This window comes from Anatilimnocola aggregata (assembly GCF_007747655.1).
In the GTDB taxonomy this organism is placed as follows: domain Bacteria; phylum Planctomycetota; class Planctomycetia; order Pirellulales; family Pirellulaceae; genus Anatilimnocola; species Anatilimnocola aggregata.
In genome coordinates this window covers 4,359,547-4,378,087 of the sequence record NZ_CP036274.1, presented here as the reverse complement: position 1 = coordinate 4,378,087, position 18,541 = coordinate 4,359,547, and the positions used below count along the sequence as shown (strand labels likewise).

Here is an 18,541-nt window from a genome sequence, read left to right as displayed (position 1 = left end):
CATTAGGCGGGGAGCCAAATCCGGAACTCAGCACCGCGCTCCGGGCAATTGGCGGCAACGATTTGCCCGCCGTGACCAGCCACGATACGCCGGCAAATGGTCAGACCCAGGCCCGTTCCCGATTCTTTGTGACTTACGAAGGGGTCGAAGATTTTGTCAAGCAGGTCCGGCGCAATCCCTGGGCCATTATCGGCAATCACCAATCGCACCCCGGCTGCCGTGGCAACTGGTCCGTCGCCATCGTTGACTTCGACGTAGGGAGTACCGAGTTCGACACTGACGCGAATCTTGCCATGTGAGCCGAGTTCGTCCATCGCATTGAGCAACAGATTCAGCAGCACTTGCTTGATCTGGGTCGGATCGAGTTCGAGTTCACAGGGGATTTTAGGAACCTCGCATTCAATGGCAATGTTTTGCTCGGCCGCGCGTCCAGAAATCAATTCGATCGTCTGTTCCACGATCGGCCGGAGATCGGTGCGGCGTTTGTCGATCGAGGGAGGTCGGGCAAAATCGAGAAACGATTGAATCGACGTCTCCATCCGCGAGATTTCTTCTTCCAAAATTTGCAGTTGCCTGCCCTGGAGCCCACTGTTGGCTGGCCCGGAAAGTGCCGCCTGTACAAGCATTTTCATCGGCATCAGCGGATTACGCAGTTCGTGAGCCAGACCGGCCGCCAGTTGACCGACGGCAGCCAATTGCTCGTTGCGGAGGACTTCGATTTCGCGCTGCTGCAGTTGCTCGACCACTTGAATGGCCCTGCGTTCGAGTGATTTGGCCCCCAGGCGTAGCTCAATCAGTTCACCGGTGGGGGGCGCAGGAAACGGTTCCGACAGTCCCTCTAATCGTCCCGCCGCTCCCGCGACAAAACCGTGTAGCTCTTGCAGCGATCGTTGCAGGCGGCGAGCAATCGTCAGCCCCATTAAGACCCCCGCAACGCTGCCAGCAATGCCCAGAAACAGAAACACTTGCGTCAGCTGATTTGAAGTGCGACGATTCACTTCATTCGTGCTGGTCACTATTTTCTCGTTCAGTAGCACGCATTGTTGAGCCGGATTGAGAATTAATTCGTTGATCTGGGTATTCGCCCATTTGTCCAAGATCGCGTGGCGACCGTCCGCAGGCAGTTTGCGGGCTGCGGCAAGCTCCTGTGCAAAAAGTTGGTATCCCTCCGCCACCTTTTGGAGTTGGGCTCGCTGCATTGGTTTGTCGGAGAGTTGCTGAGACTCCTTGAGCATTTGCACGACCTGGCCATCGAGCCCGGCAATCTCGTCCAGGCGCCCGTCGTCGCTAAACCGCAAGTACTGATTCAGTTGGTAACGAACCTCGCGAATCACAATGTAGAGATTGTGGATCGCCACCAGGCCATGCACTTCACGCGCAATCGAATCGGATGCCGTGACTTGCTGCCGCTGCACGTACCAGGCTGAGGTTCCGCCGAGAACGGCCAGCAGCACACTCATGCCCACCAGGGGTGCCATGAACTTCATTAACTCGATGCGCTTCATCATGCGACGAAATACCTCGCGCTCACCGGTCAATTCTCCGCTGGCAAAAAGTTATTCATGCCCATGCTAGATGCTGGCCACCTGACGTGCAGGCAAGTTGACAAGTTTGTAAGCCAAGGGCGGCCTAATCCCCCTAAACGAGCCGAGTGTTTCGCGCGTAGTTGCTTGCCTGGCATGGCTTTACGACAAACATTTCAATTTCTCAAGGTGCTCAGCGGTCAGTCGTATTGGCAAGTGCCGGCACAACCCGTGCTTTAGGAGCAGCAGTCGGAATGTTCGGCTGCCCACTTCTAGAAAAAAGCACAATGTCTGACTCACACGCTCCTGTCGCGTCCCGCTCCGTTCCCGAACTAGGCAATTGGCAAGCGCGGCTCAAGTCCGATGCGACAGCCGGCTTCTTAGTGTTTTTGATCGCTTTGCCGCTGTGTCTCGCCATCGCGAATGCGAGCTGCTTTCCTCCTGTCGCCGGTGTAATCACTGCCATCGTGGGCGGCATACTTACTCCCTTCCTCACCAATTCTCAATTGACGATCAAAGGCCCCGCGGCGGGGCTAATTGTGATTGTCGCCGGATGTGCCTTGGCTTTCGGCTGGGTGCCGAACGATCCAACCGCGCAGTGGAATGCCTATCGGAGCGTGCTGGCAGTCGGCGTGGTCGCCGGTGTGATTCAAATTCTCCTCGCTCTCTGCAAGATGGGTGTGATTAGCGAAGTCTTTCCCACAACGGTGGTGCACGGCATGCTCGCCGCCATCGGCGTGATCATCATGGCTAAGCAATCGCACCTAATGTTGGGCGCCACGGCGCAAGGCAAAGAGCCGCTGCACCTGATTGCCGAGATTCCTCACTCGATCATGCACGGCATGAATCCCGCCATTGCGTTGATCGGATTGACCTGTCTGGCAATTCTCTTTGTGTGGCCGTACGTCAAGATTCCCTACTTGAGCCGCCTTCCTGGTCCGCTGGTGGTAGTGGCGGTCAGTGTGACGATGGCTTACTTCCTCAACATCGACCAACTACATCGGTACACGCTCGGGGGGCATCAGTACGAAGTCTCGGAAAAGTTTCTGGTTGCAGTTCCTGGCAGTTTGCTCGGCGCGATCGCAACGCCGGACTTCTCTAAAGTCTTCACCGGCACGGGCATTTTCTGGATTGTGATGTTCTGTTTGATTGGCTCGCTCGAATCAGTTTTGAGTGCGAAAGCCGTCGACTTGCTCGACCCATGGAAGCGAAAAACAAACTTCGACCGCGACCTGCTGGCGGTAGGTGTTGCCAACACAGTGGCGGCCCTGCTCGGCGGATTACCGATGATTTCGGAAATCGTGCGCAGCCGGGCGAACATCGACAACGGTGCTCGTACCAAGTTCTCGAACATGTTCCACGGGCTATTTTTGCTCGGTTTCCTCGGTCTCCTTCCTAGCTTGATTCATCGGATTCCACTGGCTGCTTTGGCCGCTATGCTGGTCTACACCGGCTCGCGATTGGCTTCGTACAAAGAGTTCATGCACTCTTACAAACTGGGTATCGACCAACTGTTTGTGTTCGTGGCGACAATTGTGGGTGTACTCGCGACCGACCTGCTGGTCGGCATTCTGATTGGCACCTGTGTCGAACTTGGACTGCACTTGTTGAGGGGCATTTCCTTCCGCTCGATCTTCAGCCCCAACATCAAGACCACGCAGTCTGATGAGGGAATCGTAGTGAATGCAATCGATTCACTGGTCTTCACCACCTGGATTTGGCTGAAGCAACGCCTGCAGGCGATGGATGACAAGCAAAAAGTTGTTGTGGATCTCTCGTCGGCCCGCGTGGTCGATCACACCGTACTTGCCAAGCTGCAAGACCTGAAGAACGACTGGTTTGTCGTGGGCCGCACGCTCGATATTCGCGGCCTGGAAAGCCACAAGTCGATGTCTGCTCATCCACTCTCGTGCCACCGCAAAGTCGGTCGTGATCCAGTCGTAGTGACTTCTGCGTAATTCGCCAAGTTAGTTGCCTCAGTCCGCGTCCAACCGAATGACCTGCGAGTTCCCCATGAAAACTTCAGTCAAACTGCCCGACAATCTGCGCGATCACCTGGTGGTGATGGGTTGGATCGCTGTCGCCGTCTTCGCTAAGTACTGGACTACTCCAGACAGCCCGCCCGAACCTTCCACAGTAAGAGTCGCCCCGATGGTAGCAGTCAGTTCCGCAGCCCGTCTGACAAGCGCCGAATGAACGCTACTCTACGGCTGATTTAACCCAAGCATCTTGCCTTGACTTAGGTATCGACCAAACCGCTGGGCTGAGTGCTCGGTGCCGGCGGCATAGCGACCGGTTGTTGGTGGAGACCATCATCGATTCGATGCTGAACACCATTGACGATGGCAGCACCGGCGTCGCGGCTATACTTCAACTTGTGCGGCGAGCCGTTCCGTTGCATGGTTACCTCAAACTCACTCCAGTTAGGTGGCACACTCGGTTCGAGCGTAGCTGATTCGCTGGTGATCTTGAGCCCCAACAACTGTTCGATGGCCACCCGATAGAGCCACGCTCCGGAACCGGTGTACCAGGTCCAACCGCCGCGCCCTTGATGCGGAGATACACCATATACGTCGGCGGCGATGACGTACGGTTCGGTTTGATACCTGGCGACGTCGGCAGCCGTTTGCGTGTGCAGCAAGGGGTTAATCAAATCGAACAGCGACATCGCCTGCTGCGGCTCATCCAACTGAGCAAGTGCTTGAATCATCCACGTGGCAGCGTGGGTGTACTGCCCACCATTCTCGCGAATACCCGGCAAATACCCTTTGATGTAACCCGGGTCGAGTTCGCCAAGGTCGAATGGGGGCGTGAATAACAAGATAATCTTTGCTTCGCGATTCACCAGGCGATCGACGGCCGCCTGCACACCCTGCCTGCTGCGCTCGGGATTGGCCTTGGCAAACACGGCCCACGTTTGCGCGAGCGAATCGATCTGGCACTCGTCGTTCTCTGCAGAACCCAACGGCATGCCGTCATCAAAATAGGCACGGCGATACCAATTTCCATCCCAGGCCTGGCCTTCGAGTGCCGCGCGCAGTTGCGTGGCAGTTTCGGTGTAATGCTGCAACTTATCGACATCTTGCGCTGCTCGCATCAAAGGTGCGAACTCATCTAGTAGCACCAGCAGGAACCAGCCGACCCACACACTTTCTCCCGTTCCTCCTTCGCCCACCTTGTTCATGCCGTCGTTCCAGTCACCGCAACCCATGAGCGGCAAGCCATGCGGACCAAATTGGAGTCCACGATCAATCGCGCGCAGGCAATGCTCGTAAAGCGAAGCGGTCTCGCTCGAGACTCGCGGCTGTTCGTAGCGCTCTTGTTCGTGAGGCTGCAGCACGGGTGAGTCAATAAACGGAATCGACTCGTCCAGCACACTGCGGTCTCCGGTTACGCGCACGTAATGGCTAACTGCCAGTGGCAGCCAGAGTAGATCGTCAGAAAAACGCGTGCGCGTTCCTTTGCCCAACGGCGGATGCCACCAATGCTGGACATCTCCCTGTTTGTATTGTCGCGCGGCCGCTCGCAGCAAATGCTCGCGCACCAACTGCGGTCGGCTGTAGACGAGCGCCATCGAGTCTTGTAATTGATCGCGAAAGCCATACGCCCCCCCCGACTGATAGAAGGCTGAGCGCGCCCACATTCGGCAGCACAGGACTTGATACAGGAGCCAGCGATTTACGAGCAAGTCGAAGGCTCGATTTGGTGTCTTTACTTGGATCGCGCCGAGAATATCGTTCCACACTGCGATACTGCGGTTGGTGGCGTTTTCGGCAATGGCGGTGGAGTGAAATTGCTGCAGGATCGCGCGAGCGTGAGCTTCATCCTGACCGGCACCGAACAGAAACACGACTTCAGCTGTCTGCTGTGGCCCGACAGTGATCCGAGTTTGGACAACGGCACACGGATCGTAGCCGACTCCCACCCGTCCCAAGAGTTGCTTGCCACGCAATCCTTGCGGTCGTTCCCACGTGCCATGGCGACCGAGGAATTCGCCACGATCTGTCGTAAAGCCGATGGTTTCGCCCAGCACTTTGAGAAACGCGACTTGATTAGCGTATTCTGGGTGATACGGATTACGGCAAAAGATAGCCTGCGATTGGGCGTCGAACTCGGTTTGCAAATGGAGGTGCGTCTGCTCACGCGTCACGCCCAACACCAATTCGGCATAGTAGCTCGCGACGAACGTCTTGGCCTGCGACGAACGATTGGTGATCTTCAATCGCACGAACTTCACCGGTTCTTGTGGATCGACACTCAGCATCACTTCCTGCCGCAACTCGGGTGAGTGCTGCACGAAGCGAGCGAAGCCAGCCCCATAGTGAGCCCATGACTCACTCGTGTGAATGCCGCCCGAAAGGGGCAGCCAACAATCGCCGGTCGCCTCGTCCTGCAAATACAATACTTCACCGGGAACATCGACGACCGGATCGTTCGACCAACTCGTCAACTTGTTCTCGCGGCTGTTAGCAAACCAGGAATACCCACCCCCCGATTCTGTCACTAAGAAGCCCAAATGTTCGTTGGCAACAACTTGCGACCAGGGCATTGGCGGCAATTGGTCAGGCTTCACCCGAATCCGATACTCGCGACCGTCGTGGGCGAAGCCGCCGGTTCCGTTCCAGTACTCCAATGGTTCTGGCGCAGCGGGTGCAGGGATCGGTCGAATCCATTGCCGACCACTGGTTTCGAGTTTGCGCGGCGTGGAGTAAGCCGCCAATTTCATCGCCAGTTGATTCCCCGCATCGAGTTGCTGTGCCAGTGTGCCGCGCTCGCCGTGCAATACACAGGCTGCGACCGTTTCGAACAGGGCCTGCTCCTCTGCGGGCAAATGAGCGCCGCGTAGCAAAAACACGCCGGGCTTTTCGGCCGAGCTGTTTAGTTCCTGCATGAGCGAGACCATCTGATCCTGAAGCGCGTCGAGATAGCTGCCGGGATAGTCGTTGATAATCACCAGGTCCGTACGAAAGCCTCGCTCGCGCCAAAATCGCTGGGCGAGTGCGAGGTCGCGCACAAGAGCAACGTGCTCGGGTTCCGTGACGCGGGCTACCAGAATTGGCAAATCACCGGAAATGCCATGCCGCCAGAGCCCGCTTTGCCCCAGGCGATTCGAACGAAGCAAAGCCTCTTCGCCCCGTAAACTGCGGTGCGGATAGAGGAGGTACGACGCCAGGCGTTGGTAGAGATGTACTTGCCCGGGAGAAAGGTGCTGGTGGCGCAGTTCCACCTGAGCATAGGCCCAAGCCAATTCGAACACGCGTTGCACGTTGCGCAGTTCGTGGTGTTGATCCGCCAGGGCCAACGCTTCTTCGCGTGTTGCGGCCACCGCAGTCGAATAGGCAACCGTCACCGATTCGCCGGCTGGAACCTGAATGGTCGTGCGGAGCGAGAAAATCGGATCGAGCACCGCGCCCGCGGTGCCAGAAAGCCTGGCCGCTCGCAGGGCTTGTGGATTCAGCGGCGAATGACGACGGCCGAGAAACTCTTGCCGGCTCGTTTCGAACTGAATATCACTGGTCCCCTCAGTGTGCGTGGCCATGACGTGTACGGCATAAGTCGCTTGCTGCTGAGCATCACGTGGTCGCCGCCGGGCGAGGAGGGCCGACTCTTCGGGAATGAACTCCGTTTCGAGAAACAGCTTCTGAAACGCAGGATGAGCCAGATCTGCCGCTGCCGGAGCCAGCGCGATTTCGGCATAGCTGGTGACTTGCATTCGCCGCGGCTGATCGCTGTGATTGGTAATTCGCAGCTGACGGACTTCGGTGTTATGCTCGGGCGAAACGGCCACTTCCAGCAGTGTTTCCCATTCACCTTGGCGGCGATGGAACTCGACCTTGTCGATGGCAAAGATTACTTCGTAGTTATCGGGCTCGACGCACGTGGGCTGATACGTGGCCGACCAAATCTGGTCGCTATCGAGGTCGCGAAGGTAAAGGAACTGCCCCCAGGCATCGAGCGTGGCATCGGATCGCCAGCGCGTGACATCAAGTTGTTGCGAGCGACTGAAGCCGCCACCGGCACTCGACAGCATCACGCTGTATTTGCCATTCGAGAGAATGTGGGTACGCGGATTGGCCGATTGCACTCCCACCAGTCGCCGACTGACGAGTTGTTGCTCTTCGTGCTGCACTGCGACCGGTTCGACTTCGTCGGCATGCGGTTCGAACGGCGTCATCACCGTCGGCACGCGCTCTTGCAGAAGAAGTTCCGTAGCCCGTGCGAATGGATGCGCGTTGAAGCGGCGTTGAATGCTGTTCTTGCCGAGCACGTTGGCAAGTGCCAACAGCCCCATTCCTTGATGATGTGCCATGTAGCACCGCACCACTAAGCGCCGCTTGCCAAAAGGCACGCGCTCCGGAGTGTAATCGAGTGCGTCGTAAAATCCCCAATCGCCGAGTGCGCCTTCTTCCTCCAGCACGTGCAGGTTGGCCACCGCCGCAGCGGGATCGACGGTGAGCGCCATCAGTGTGGAGTAAGGCGAGACAACCAGGTCTTTCGCGAGGCCCCGCTTGAGACCGAGCCCAGGGACGCCGAACGAGCGATAATGATAGTCGGCATTGACCGCCAGCGCACCGAAGGCCGACTCGGAAATTCCCCACGGGATATTGTTTTGTCGGCCATACTCTTGCTGACGCAAAACGGCAGCCTGGCAACTTTGCGTCAGGAGCGAGCCCTCGTACTGCCGCTGAAAGAGTTGCGGCATCAAGTATTCGAACATTGTGCCGCCCCACGACAACAGCGCGAATTTGCCCGCGGCAATCGTCGCGTGCCTGCCCAGTTGAAACCAATGTGTCGCTTCGACATCTCCCTTGGCTATGGCCAGATAGCTGGCGAGCCGGGCCTCGGAGCAAAGCATGTCATAGTGTGAGCGGTCGAGGCGGCCATCTTCGACGTTGTAGCCGATCGAAAACAGGCGACGCTGCGAATTGAAGAGAAACCGAAAATCCATTGCCAGGGCCATCTCTTCGGCCTTGTGACTGACCTGTTCCAGCCGTTGTTGCAACTCAGTCGCGGCGCGAGAACTGCGGCTGATGGCTGCCGACAACGCTTCCAGGACCTGTAGTGACGGTGCGTCGGTGGTGGCTTCACGTAGGCGGTCGAAGGAAAGTGTGGTTGCTTGATTGAGCGTGGCAATTTGGGGGAGCGTCCGCGCAGAATCGAGCAGCTTCTCGATCTCTTCCCATGAATTGGCGGCAGCACCCAGCTTGAACTGCAGCGACTGACTGCGACCGGTTGATTCAGCAATTATCGGTAACCAGGCGAAGAGGAGGTCCACATCCTGACAGATGCTTTGCAGGCGACTGCGGACCACCCGCACTTTGTTGTTCAGGTGATGACCTTGTGCGGTCGACAGACTGGAATCCGGCACCCGCGGCAGTTGCTCGGCAAATTGCTGCAGTAGCCGGGTTGTTTGATACCAGGACTTGAGTTCCTTCGGTTCACCAGGAAGAAGCGCTTCGAGATCACCCACGACCCGGCGGAGCGTTTGCCGCAGCGAGCGGAGCTGCGCGGGATCTTCGTCACCAATTTGCTCGTAGGCATCTCGTAGCAGTTCCAGGCTATCGAGCACGCCGCGATAGGTCTCATCGCGCAAGATCGGCTCCGTGAGCACGTCGTGCACACCAGCCTGCATGGTGAGCAAGCAGGCCGCGAAGTTGCCGCTATCGACAGTGGAGACATAGCGCGGCAGCAGAGGTTGCAGCGTCTCGGTGTCGTACCAGTTGTACAGATGCCCGTTGAGTTTCTCGAGCCTCTCCAGACTTTGAAAGTTGTTTTCCCAAATCTGCACTAACCCGTGTGTGCCGAGCAGGCCAAAGTCGCGAGCGATAAGTGCAGACAGAAGATAAAGCCCTTCGTTGGTGGGCGAAAGGCGGTGGGCAATCTTCTCGTGCGGCTCTTCCTGCACATTATCAACCGGAAGCCAATGGTCTCGATCTCCCACATAGGCTTCAAAGAATGCCCAGGTTTGCGAAACGACGTCGCGCAGCCAGGCAGCTTGCGTTTCGCTGCACTGGGAACGTTCGATCACAATCGGCTGACTGATGTAATAGGCAATTGCCGGCGCGACAAACCACAGGACGAGAAATGGTGCTGCTGCCAGAAGTGCTGCGAATGGCAACGTAAACGCGACCAGCAGTGCCGTCGCCGGGATCATCCACAACTGCAACAGTAGTGAACCGCGACTATTGGCCACCCGCATATCGACGGCGGCTGCGGTTTCCCATTCCAGCAACCTTCGGCCCGTGATGAACATTCGCACGAGGGTGCGCGCAATGGCATCGAGCATCGACCAGGCCTTCGAGGGCAGCACTGCCGCGGCAAGCACGCATTGCAACACTGTCTTCAACACGTCGCCGGAAACCGCGCGGATTTGCTCGGCAAACTTTAACTTCCACGACCAATTGCGGGCGATCATCGCCAGCTGAGCCAGCAGCGGAAACACCAACACGAAGGCAGCGGCGAGTGACCAGAGCCACGCGCCACGCGGCGCTAGATACCATCCGATGAGCAGTCCTGTGATGAGTGCTGGGGGAACAAGACTGCGGCGGAGATTGTCGAACACTTTCCAGCGAGATAGCAGCGACAGCGGATTTCGCTTCCAACCCTCGGCGTAGGGCACGTATGGTAACAACCAGGGGAGCAACTGCCAGTCGCCGCGCACCCAACGATGAGCGCGGCGCGCTTCGGCGTCGTAACGGGTGGGGTAGCCGTCGTAAACTTCAATGTTGCTGACCAGTCCGACGCGCGCGTGACAACCTTCGATCAAATCGTGACTGAGGATCGCGTTTTCTGGAAATGCGCCGGCCAAGGCACGCTCGAACGCCTGCAGGTCGTAAATCCCCTTGCCGGTAAAACTTCCTTCGCCAAACAGGTCTTGATAAACGTCCGAAGCGGCAGTGGCGTAAGGATCAACACCCGGCGTCCCCGCAAAAATCTTGGCAAACCACGAACGACCAGCGCTGGCCAGATGTACATTCACTCGCGGCTGCAAGATGGTATATCCGGAGGTAACTTTGCTGTGATTGGCCGAAAACTGCGGTCGATTGAGCGGATGAGCTAGCGTGCCAATCATTTTGCGAGCGGCATCGTGAGGCAGTTGCGTATCGGAGTCGAGCGTGATGACGAATGGCGTGAATTCCGCCTGTCGAAATTTTGCGAGGGCGGCGAGATCGCCTTCTTGGACGACGTACGAAGTGGCTTGTTCGCCATGCAGCAAGCGGCCGAACTCCATCAGCTTGCCGCGTTTCCGCTCCCAACCCATCCAGGTTGCTTCGGAAGCATTCCACTGCCGTCGGCGATGGAACAGATAGAACGGCTGGCGCCCCCCTTCTCGATAGCGCGCGTTTAACCGGCGAATACCGGCGACCGCTCGTGCCACGAGGGGCGCGTCTTTGGAAGTCTCCTCTTGCGGAGCATCGTTAAAATCGGTGAGGAGGGCAAACATCAGCGCTTCATCGCTATTCGCCAGATAGTGACTTTCCAGACGATTCAACAGTGCATCGACTTCCTGCGAATTGCTCAGCATCGAAGGGACGACGACAATCGTGGGATACTGGAGCGGAACGCCAGCTTTGAAGTCAAACCGCGGCAGCAAGCGCGGCGGCAAAATGTTGGTGACCAGCAGATTTGTGACACTTTGCGCGAGTTCGCTGGCTGGAAATAACCAGAGCGCGGCGAGCAGTAGTGTTGGCCAAAGTGAAATCCCCAGGGCGACACAGAGGAGCGCAATACAGCCCACGCCAATCAGCGAAAAGACAGTCAGCAGGCCAAAGTACGCGGCATGCGGTCGCTGCAGCATGGTGTGGCGAACGATGCGATGCAGCGGCGGTCGATAACCAATTTGTTGTTCGAGGTGTTTGCGACCTTCGTCGATCAACCAATAGCCAACGTGCAGGCGTCGGACGACGTCGACATCGCTCGACGTTGCAGCGCGGGCCTGCTTCACCACCAACTCGGCGATTTGAATATCGGTTTGGCCGGTTCGCTTGGCCAGCTCTTCGACCACGTGACGGTAGTGGTCGCGACTTTCGAAGTGCATGCGGGAATAGACGCCCGCCGGATCCTGCCGCAACACTTGCTCGGCGGCATTCACGTGCTCGAAGAAAGCAATCCAGTCGAGGCTGGCGATCAGCCGCATACTGGTGATAACGTTGCCGATCGAAACTTGATTCGCGGCTTGCCGATTGTGCTCGTGATGGATGATATCGGTCAGATTCCAGCCAAAATCGGCTACTTGCCGTTCCAGTAAGCGAATCGCCGGGCGATGCTCCGGTCCACGCTCGGGAATCTGTTCGAGCAGTTGGATAATCGTCGGAATGCAGCGCGGCTCGGCATGCGCTTCGAGCGTGAAGTTCCGTTCGGGCCGCCACTCGTCGAGTAGCTGCCGGGCCGAGTGGCGACACTCATAGGTGAGCAACATCTGCTCGCAGAGGCGACGTAAATTCTCGATGAGCACCAAGCGCAGCATGATCGGCACCGCCCACACTTCACCGATGGTGAGAGGTGCGACGGTTTGGAATTGTTGCACACAGCGCTGAATCAACGATTCGTCCAGCGAACTGTCGGTATGAATGACCAGTTCACGAGCCAGCTCATAGACACGCGGATGTCCGGACGTGACCTTGGGCAACTCGCGGTAGAAGCCGCGCGGCAAGTCGTCACGTATTTCGCGGAGTTGCTCCTCAACAACGTAGTAGTTGTCGAGAATCCATTCCGCCTCGGCGGGTACTACTTCGCCGAGCCGCGCAGCCTTGGTGATTACCTGATAAACGGCGGCAATCTGGACGGCGTTACTTTCGAAGCGCGCGGAAAAATCACGATCGCGTTCAAAGTTTTCTGTTGCTAGCTCAAGCGTTCTGGCTAACTCGGCAAAATGAGCTTCCAGATGTTCGGCGCTAAAAGCTTCTCCGCGCAGAGGAGCTAGCGCAGGGGTAGCAGCCGCGGCCGTAACCGGGCAGGTGGTTGCGGATGTCATTGCTGGTTCTCGAAGGGAAGATCGTCAGCGCACCCGCCAAAGGCAGCGGCGATTACTTGGCACGTGGGCGAACGATGTCGGACTTCTGCCGATTAAAATCCGGCAGCACGCGAGCTTGGAGTTTGCGATCCACCAGTTGCGAGGGAGAGAGAGTCGCTCGTGAATCGGTGATCAGCTCTTCACTTTGAAACGTTGCGTCTTCGCGAAGCGGACGGAATGGATTGCCTCGTTGCAATTCAGTTAATGTGGGCATGGAAGACTCCTGAGGGGTTTTAGATGCGAGCCTTAGAGGCAACTGCTGTGCCGCTGGGTGCTGCAATGGAAACACGCGTTAGAAACCGCTAATGGCGTCGAAAAATCCATTGCTAGCGACGCAGGCAATTAGCGGCAAAACCATCGGAAAAGATGCGTTCGCTGCGATCAGAGTGAACGCGCAGCGATCATAAAAACGCATATCAGAAGACTTACTTCTAGCAGTATAGGCCGCAGATAGACATGGGACGACGCGGATGGAATGGCGTTTGCTCACACTGCGAGTCGCTTGCAAGGAGGCCCCTCCTCTCCGGGCGGTTGGTTATCTGCATATACCTCGAGAGGTCGTTGAAACTCTTATGGAAACTCCCCAGCGGACCCTTTCCGAACTAGCTTTGCTCGCGCGGCGCGCGACTCAGGTTTGGCCCTTTGTTGCCATTGAAGATCGACTGACGCTCGGCAGTGCAGCGCTCATCATGGGCGTTACGAGCGCAGCAAACACGGGCGTGGCCATTCTGCTCGGACAACTCGTCGATCGCATTCAAGCGGGCGCAACGAGCAAGCTCAACCATCACGATATGTACTGGGCAGCGGGTTGGATCTTGGGTGGACTAGCAGCCATCTACTTGTTTCGCGAAGGGCTGAACGTCGTTCGCCGCTCGTTTGTCGAAAAGAGCGTCGCGCGGTTGAATCGCGACATGCAGTTGAAACTTGTGGGTCATGCCCTGCGCGGCGATCTCGTTTCGCTGTCGGGAGAGAAGGTCGGCGCGCTGCACGGCAAGATCTTTCGCAGCGTCGATGGTTTGATTCGCTTTGTGCGCCTGATGTTTCTCGACTGCTTACCGGCATTTCTGACCGGCTTCTTCGCGTTGCTTGTTGCCTTCACTAAACAGCCGGCGTTGGGACTGATCATGCTCGGCGTGATTCCGCTGGCTGTCTTTCTGACAATGCGACAACTCAAGTCGCAGAAGGGTGTGCGCCTGAGCTTGATGCGCGACTGCGAAGAGATCGACGGCGCGGTGGTCGAGCAATTGAATGGTGCTGAATACATTCGGGTTGCGCACACCTATAACCAAGAAATGCTGCGGCTGTTTAATCGGGCCGAGAAACGCCGCACCAGTGAAGTGCGGCATCATTTTGAAATGTCGTTGTACGGCTGCGCGAAGGCGCTCAACGAAGGCTTCTTCCACATTGTGGTGCTAGGACTGGCCACTTACCTGGCGATCAATGGCCAGATTTCGTTCGGAGACGTGCTTACATTTTCGGTCTTGTATTTGAATGTGATGGCACCGCTCAACGAAGTTCACCGCGTGTTGGATGAGGGTCACGAGGCGAGCCTGCGCGTGGGAGACCTGTTGCAGATGCTGCACACACCCATGGATCGTGCGTTTGATACGCCGGATACCAACGGCCTGAAACTGCAAGGCGGTGAGCCGGCAATTCAGGTCGAAAACCTGGTGGTGCATTACAACACTCCCGATCATCGCATGCGCCGCGCGCTCGATCACCTGTCGCTCACGATTCGGCACGGCGAGACAATCGGCATTGCGGGCCGATCGGGTTCAGGAAAATCAACTTGGATCAAAGTGCTGTTACGGTTGCTACATCCCGATGAGGGGTCAATCTTGCTCGGAGGTAAACCGCTTTGTGATGTAAGCCGAATTGAAATGGCGCAGCTGATTAGTTACGTAGGACAAAATCCGTTCGTCTTTTCGGGTTCCATTCACGACAACATCGCCTACGGCAATTCGGAAGTAACACTGGCCCAAGTGCAGCGCGCGGCCGAACTTGCCAACTTACACGACGAAATCATGCAGATGCCGGGAGGCTATCAAGCCGAGGTGACCGAGCGGGGGCAAAATCTCTCGGGCGGTCAGCGGCAACGACTGGCAATTGCTCGACTGCTGTTGAAGAACTCGCCGATTCTGATTCTCGATGAAGCAACCAGCGCGCTCGATAACATCAGCGAGCGCGTGGTGCAGAATGCTCTGGGGATCAAAAATACCGAGCGAACTACGATTATCATTGCCCACCGCTTGACCACGCTCAAAAACTGCGACCGGATCTTCGTCTTTGAAGATGGCCGAATCAGCGCGATTGGATCGTACGTGGAACTGGTTGCCCAGAATGGGCTGTTTGCCGAACTAGTCCGCTCGGCCGATGCTGCTCCGCTTACCAATGGGGCAGCACCTCGCCCGCTGGCAACGGCTGGGTAAGTGGCCGTTGCACCGACATCGATAACCAATAATCTTCACGCAGCGCAAGCACCGAAAAAAACAACCACCAACGGGGGGTGTTCAATTAAGAGGTTCTTAATTGAACACCGGATAGCGCAACCCTCGCGTTTTACTGCTAGTTGGCGTTCAACTATCAATTAAAAGTTGAACGTTTAGGTGTTAAACGACCGTCATCTTGAGTCCCTTTAACGCCGCGCGAGAGGGTGCTTCAGCGGCAGCCAGGTTCCGCCCTGCTTGCTCGATTCGACGGCTTGCTGAATGAAGTACATCCCTTCGACGCCGTCGTTCACGTTCGGATAGATCGTGTCGACTTTTTCGAACGGCTTCCCCTCGGCGCGGAGGATCATGTTGTCGTACGCGCTGCGGTAGACATTCGCGAAGGCTTCGAAGAAGGCTTCGGGATGCCCACTGGGGAGGCGGCATGAGGCAGCGGATAGGCTGCCGATATAGGGACCGCCGTTGCGCGTGTAAAGCTTGTGAGGTTGGCCGTTCTGACGGAAGACGAGTGTGTTGGGGTCTTCTTGCCGCCATTGAATGGCCCCCTTCGTACCGTCGATTTCGATGAACAGGTCGTTCTCGCGGCCGTGACTGATTTGAGAAGCAGTCACGCAGCCAAAAGCGCCGTTCTCGAATTTGATAAGGGCCGTGCCGTAGTCGTCGAGTGCGCGGCCTTGTTCGAAGGTCTTCAGATGGCAACTGATCTCGCTCGGGAGGAGGCCCGTCATATAACGGCCCAGGTTGTAAGCATGCGTGGCGATATCGCCGAAGCAACCGGCAGCGCCGCTCTTCTTGGGATCGGTTCGCCAGGCCGCTTGTTTCTGGTCGCTACTTTCCAGCCGGGTCCGGAGCCAACCTTGAATGTAGTTAGAGCGAATGGCGTTGATCTCGCCCAATTCGCCGGCGAGGATCATTTCGCGAACTTGCCGGACCATGGGATAGCCGGTGTAGTTGTGCGAGACGGCGAAGACGACACCCGACTTGCTGACGACTTCGGCCAGTTCTTCAGCCTGCTTGAGGTCGAAGGTCATGGGCTTATCGCAGATGACGTTGAGGCCGGCTTCGGCCGCGGTCTTGGCGATTTCGAAGTGGGTGTGATTCGGCGTGGCGACCGACACGAAGTCGACGCGCTGATCGGCGGGGAGTGCTTTTTCCTTCTGCACCAGCTCGGTGATCGAAGTGTAAGCGCGGTTTTCGGGGATGTCGTAATCGGGGGCCGAGGCTTTGGCCCGGGCAGCATCGCTCGACAGGCAGCCCGCGACCAGGGCCGCGCGATTATCCAGGACAGCGGCTGTGGCATGCACGCGGCCGATAAAAGCACCTTGTCCACCACCCACCAGGGCCATTCGCAGCTTACGGTTCAGGGGAAAATTCGTTGCCATGGGAGAGGTAACTCCTTGCTGAGAGTAGTCTGTTTTTGAGCTAAGTTTTGGGGAGTGCAGTGGGGCTTTTTTAGCAGATTCGTCGCTAGCTGTCAGGTAAGGGGGGCGACGTTGCTCGGTCGCTCTGTGAGGATTTTTGTCACTGGCAAATGGGGATGTCAGAGAAAGAGGCGCAGGGGACGAGTCATGGAATGACTCGACTACGGAGGAAATGCTGGCAAAAACCGGCTTTCGCGAATTGAGGCATCTTTGTACACTCCGCGCTCGCTGGGCCCGCCAAATAGGGCGGTCGGTTCGATTCGACCTGACCGATTATTCCGGCCCGGCGGATGTCCGGAATGTAAAATCGGCGTAAGTATAAGTCTTGAAACGGAAAATGGGGCTTTTAGAATAGGTGTAACGGCCCGATCTTCCGCCAACTCGCAAGGAGGCTGGCAATGCGTGGTGTGTGGATGGGGTTTGCCGTCGTTGGTTTCGTGCTTCTCGTCTGGGGTGCCAGCAACTTTCCGCAAGCTCAAGCGCAGCGACCCGTGGGGGTTGCCGAGCGTGGTCAGCCGGGCGAATTGCTTGCACTATCAATGGATGTTGAGGGTCGGCAGCAAGTCACCGTGGTCGATCCGCGGCGACAAGTGATGGCCGTCTATCACATTGACCGGAATAGTGGCGCGATCAACCTACGAAGTGTTCGGAATGTACAGTGGGACCTGGTCATGGAGGACTTTAATAGCGGCAGCCCCACGCCGCGCGAAATACGATCCATCGCAGATCAGCGCTGACCGGCCGCCACGCCGGTTAAAACAGATGGCCTGAACAGGCCGTCGACGCGGAGTAACGAAATGGCCGGCAAGAATCTCGCAAGCAGTGAAGCAGCCGCGAAGTTGGGTGTGACGGAAGACCAACTCGCCACGATGCGCCAAAAGGGCGAGATTTTTGGCGTGCGCACCGGCTCGGGTTGGGAATTCAAAGTCGACGAAGTCGAGCGTGTACTTTCGGAGCGGGCCGGCGGCTCGGCGCTGAATGCCGACGATTTTGATATGACTCTCGCGGGCCTCTCGTCTCCCTCCAATGTGGACGCCAACGAAGCGATCCTCGTCAGCGAAGAAGAACTTGGCCAATCGCCCGAAGGCACGAACAGCACGATCATTGGCAAGAAGAAGGGCGCGAAGTCCGCTGCGGATAGCGACTTGAAGTTGGCTTCGGAGCCCGATATGTCTGGTGATGGCAGCAACCCGCTGCTCGATGCTTCCGGCATTCTCGGCGGTTCCGATCTCAAGTTGGGCGGCGGCAGTGGCACCGGTTCGATCAAGATGTCCGGCAGCGATGTGGCCCTTGGTGCTGGCATGGAACTGGGCGAAGACGATTTGCAACTGTCGATGGACGACGAACCTGCGATCTCGAAACCACCGAAGAAATCTGCCCCGATCGACGATGACGATTCGGACGAGATCGATCTCGATTCCGACAGCGTAGGGATGGCCAGCGGCAGTGTGATTGGGAGCGGCATCGGCAGCGACCTGGCCCTCCGCGGCGGTGATTCAGGCATCAACCTGAAGCCGACCGACAGCGGTCTTTCGCTGGAGGAAGAGCCACTCGATCTTGGCGGTTCTGCCGTCGATTCTCTCGAATTGCCCGAAGATGACGACGTCATCGCGCTTGACGACGACTCCGGCGATCCCGACCAAGCGACTCAACTCAAACAAGACGATCAGTTCCTGTTGTCGACCACCGATTCGCTCGGCGATGATGAATCGGATAGCGGTTCGCAAGTGATTGCCCTCGAAGATTCCGAATCGTTCGATACTGATGCCGCCACGATGCTGCGCTCGGCGGGTGCGGCACCGATGTCGGAAGATCCCTTCGCCAGTGCCCAGATGGTGATGGAGCCGTTTGCCGAATCGATGCCCGTCGCCGGCGGCATGGGAATGGCCGGCATGCCTGGCATGGCAGGTCAGCCCGTTTACGTACAAGTGCCGGTGATCGAAGCACCGTACTCTGTTTGGAACGTACTGGGGCTGTTTTTGGTCACGATCATGCTTGTTTGCTGCGGGATGCTGACGGTCGATATCCTGCTCAACATGTGGGTCTTCGATAGCCAGTCGTCGATGTCGATGGCCTTGATGGATGCCGCCCTCAGCACGTTTGGTCTGGAAAAATAAGCCGACAAGTTTGTCCGCT

9 protein-coding genes are annotated in these 18,541 nt (G+C 57.3%); 5 read left to right on the top strand and 4 right to left on the bottom strand.

Features of this window, described 5'->3' with window-relative positions:
- Positions 1-2: 2 nt before the first annotated feature.
- Complete coding sequence (locus ETAA8_RS16515; protein WP_145090459.1) at positions 3-1,508, bottom strand: sensor histidine kinase; 1,506 nt, start codon at positions 1,506-1,508, stop codon at positions 3-5.
- Positions 1,509-1,810: 302 nt separating this feature from the next.
- Between ETAA8_RS16515 and ETAA8_RS16510 the strand changes: the two genes are divergently transcribed.
- Positions 1,811-3,481, top strand: coding sequence for a SulP family inorganic anion transporter (locus tag ETAA8_RS16510; RefSeq protein WP_145090457.1), 1,671 nt, complete (start codon positions 1,811-1,813; stop codon positions 3,479-3,481).
- A 55-nt stretch (positions 3,482-3,536) separates the two neighbouring features.
- On the top strand, positions 3,537-3,719 hold the full coding sequence (locus ETAA8_RS16505; RefSeq protein WP_145090454.1) for a hypothetical protein: 183 nt from the start codon (positions 3,537-3,539) through the stop codon (positions 3,717-3,719).
- Positions 3,720-3,762: 43 nt separating this feature from the next.
- On the opposite strand, the gene ETAA8_RS16500 is transcribed toward ETAA8_RS16505, so the two are convergent.
- The gene (locus tag ETAA8_RS16500) at positions 3,763-12,498 is read right to left on the bottom strand and encodes a GH36-type glycosyl hydrolase domain-containing protein (RefSeq protein ID WP_145090451.1); all 8,736 of its coding nucleotides are present in this window, start codon (positions 12,496-12,498) and stop codon (positions 3,763-3,765) included.
- A 52-nt stretch (positions 12,499-12,550) separates the two neighbouring features.
- On the bottom strand, positions 12,551-12,751 hold the full coding sequence (locus ETAA8_RS16495) for a hypothetical protein (RefSeq protein WP_145090449.1): 201 nt from the start codon (positions 12,749-12,751) through the stop codon (positions 12,551-12,553).
- Between the two features lie 358 nt (positions 12,752-13,109).
- Here ETAA8_RS16495 and ETAA8_RS16490 point away from each other — a divergent pair, with 358 nt between their 5' ends.
- The gene (locus ETAA8_RS16490) at positions 13,110-14,966 is read left to right on the top strand and encodes an ABC transporter ATP-binding protein (protein ID WP_145090447.1); all 1,857 of its coding nucleotides are present in this window, start codon (positions 13,110-13,112) and stop codon (positions 14,964-14,966) included.
- Positions 14,967-15,172: 206 nt separating this feature from the next.
- On the opposite strand, the gene ETAA8_RS16485 is transcribed toward ETAA8_RS16490, so the two are convergent.
- On the bottom strand, positions 15,173-16,366 hold the full coding sequence (locus ETAA8_RS16485; RefSeq protein WP_202921888.1) for a Gfo/Idh/MocA family protein: 1,194 nt from the start codon (positions 16,364-16,366) through the stop codon (positions 15,173-15,175).
- A gap of 437 nt (positions 16,367-16,803) precedes the next feature.
- Between ETAA8_RS16485 and ETAA8_RS16480 the strand changes: the two genes are divergently transcribed.
- Together ETAA8_RS16480 and ETAA8_RS16475 are read left to right on the top strand one after the other, a co-directional pair.
- Positions 16,804-17,142 carry a hypothetical protein gene (locus tag ETAA8_RS16480; RefSeq protein ID WP_145090444.1) on the top strand — a complete coding sequence of 113 codons (339 nt, stop codon included), beginning with the start codon at positions 16,804-16,806 and terminating at the stop codon, positions 17,140-17,142.
- Between the two features lie 60 nt (positions 17,143-17,202).
- Positions 17,203-18,522, top strand: coding sequence for a helix-turn-helix domain-containing protein (locus ETAA8_RS16475; protein WP_145090441.1), 1,320 nt, complete (start codon positions 17,203-17,205; stop codon positions 18,520-18,522).
- The last annotated feature ends 19 nt before the right edge of the window (positions 18,523-18,541 follow it).

What these genes read in the sequence shown, in the direction of transcription:
- ETAA8_RS16515 (WP_145090459.1), bottom strand. Translation starts at nt 1,508, where the DNA reads ATGATGAAGCGCATCGAGTTAATGAAGTTCATGGCACCCCTGGTGGGC.
- ETAA8_RS16510 (WP_145090457.1), top strand. Translation starts at nt 1,811, where the DNA reads ATGTCTGACTCACACGCTCCTGTCGCGTCCCGCTCCGTTCCCGAACTA.
- ETAA8_RS16505 (WP_145090454.1), top strand. Translation starts at nt 3,537, where the DNA reads ATGAAAACTTCAGTCAAACTGCCCGACAATCTGCGCGATCACCTGGTG.
- ETAA8_RS16500 (WP_145090451.1), bottom strand. Translation starts at nt 12,498, where the DNA reads ATGACATCCGCAACCACCTGCCCGGTTACGGCCGCGGCTGCTACCCCT.
- ETAA8_RS16495 (WP_145090449.1), bottom strand. Translation starts at nt 12,751, where the DNA reads ATGCCCACATTAACTGAATTGCAACGAGGCAATCCATTCCGTCCGCTT.
- ETAA8_RS16490 (WP_145090447.1), top strand. Translation starts at nt 13,110, where the DNA reads ATGGAAACTCCCCAGCGGACCCTTTCCGAACTAGCTTTGCTCGCGCGG.
- ETAA8_RS16485 (WP_202921888.1), bottom strand. Translation starts at nt 16,366, where the DNA reads ATGGCAACGAATTTTCCCCTGAACCGTAAGCTGCGAATGGCCCTGGTG.
- ETAA8_RS16480 (WP_145090444.1), top strand. Translation starts at nt 16,804, where the DNA reads ATGCGTGGTGTGTGGATGGGGTTTGCCGTCGTTGGTTTCGTGCTTCTC.
- ETAA8_RS16475 (WP_145090441.1), top strand. Translation starts at nt 17,203, where the DNA reads ATGGCCGGCAAGAATCTCGCAAGCAGTGAAGCAGCCGCGAAGTTGGGT.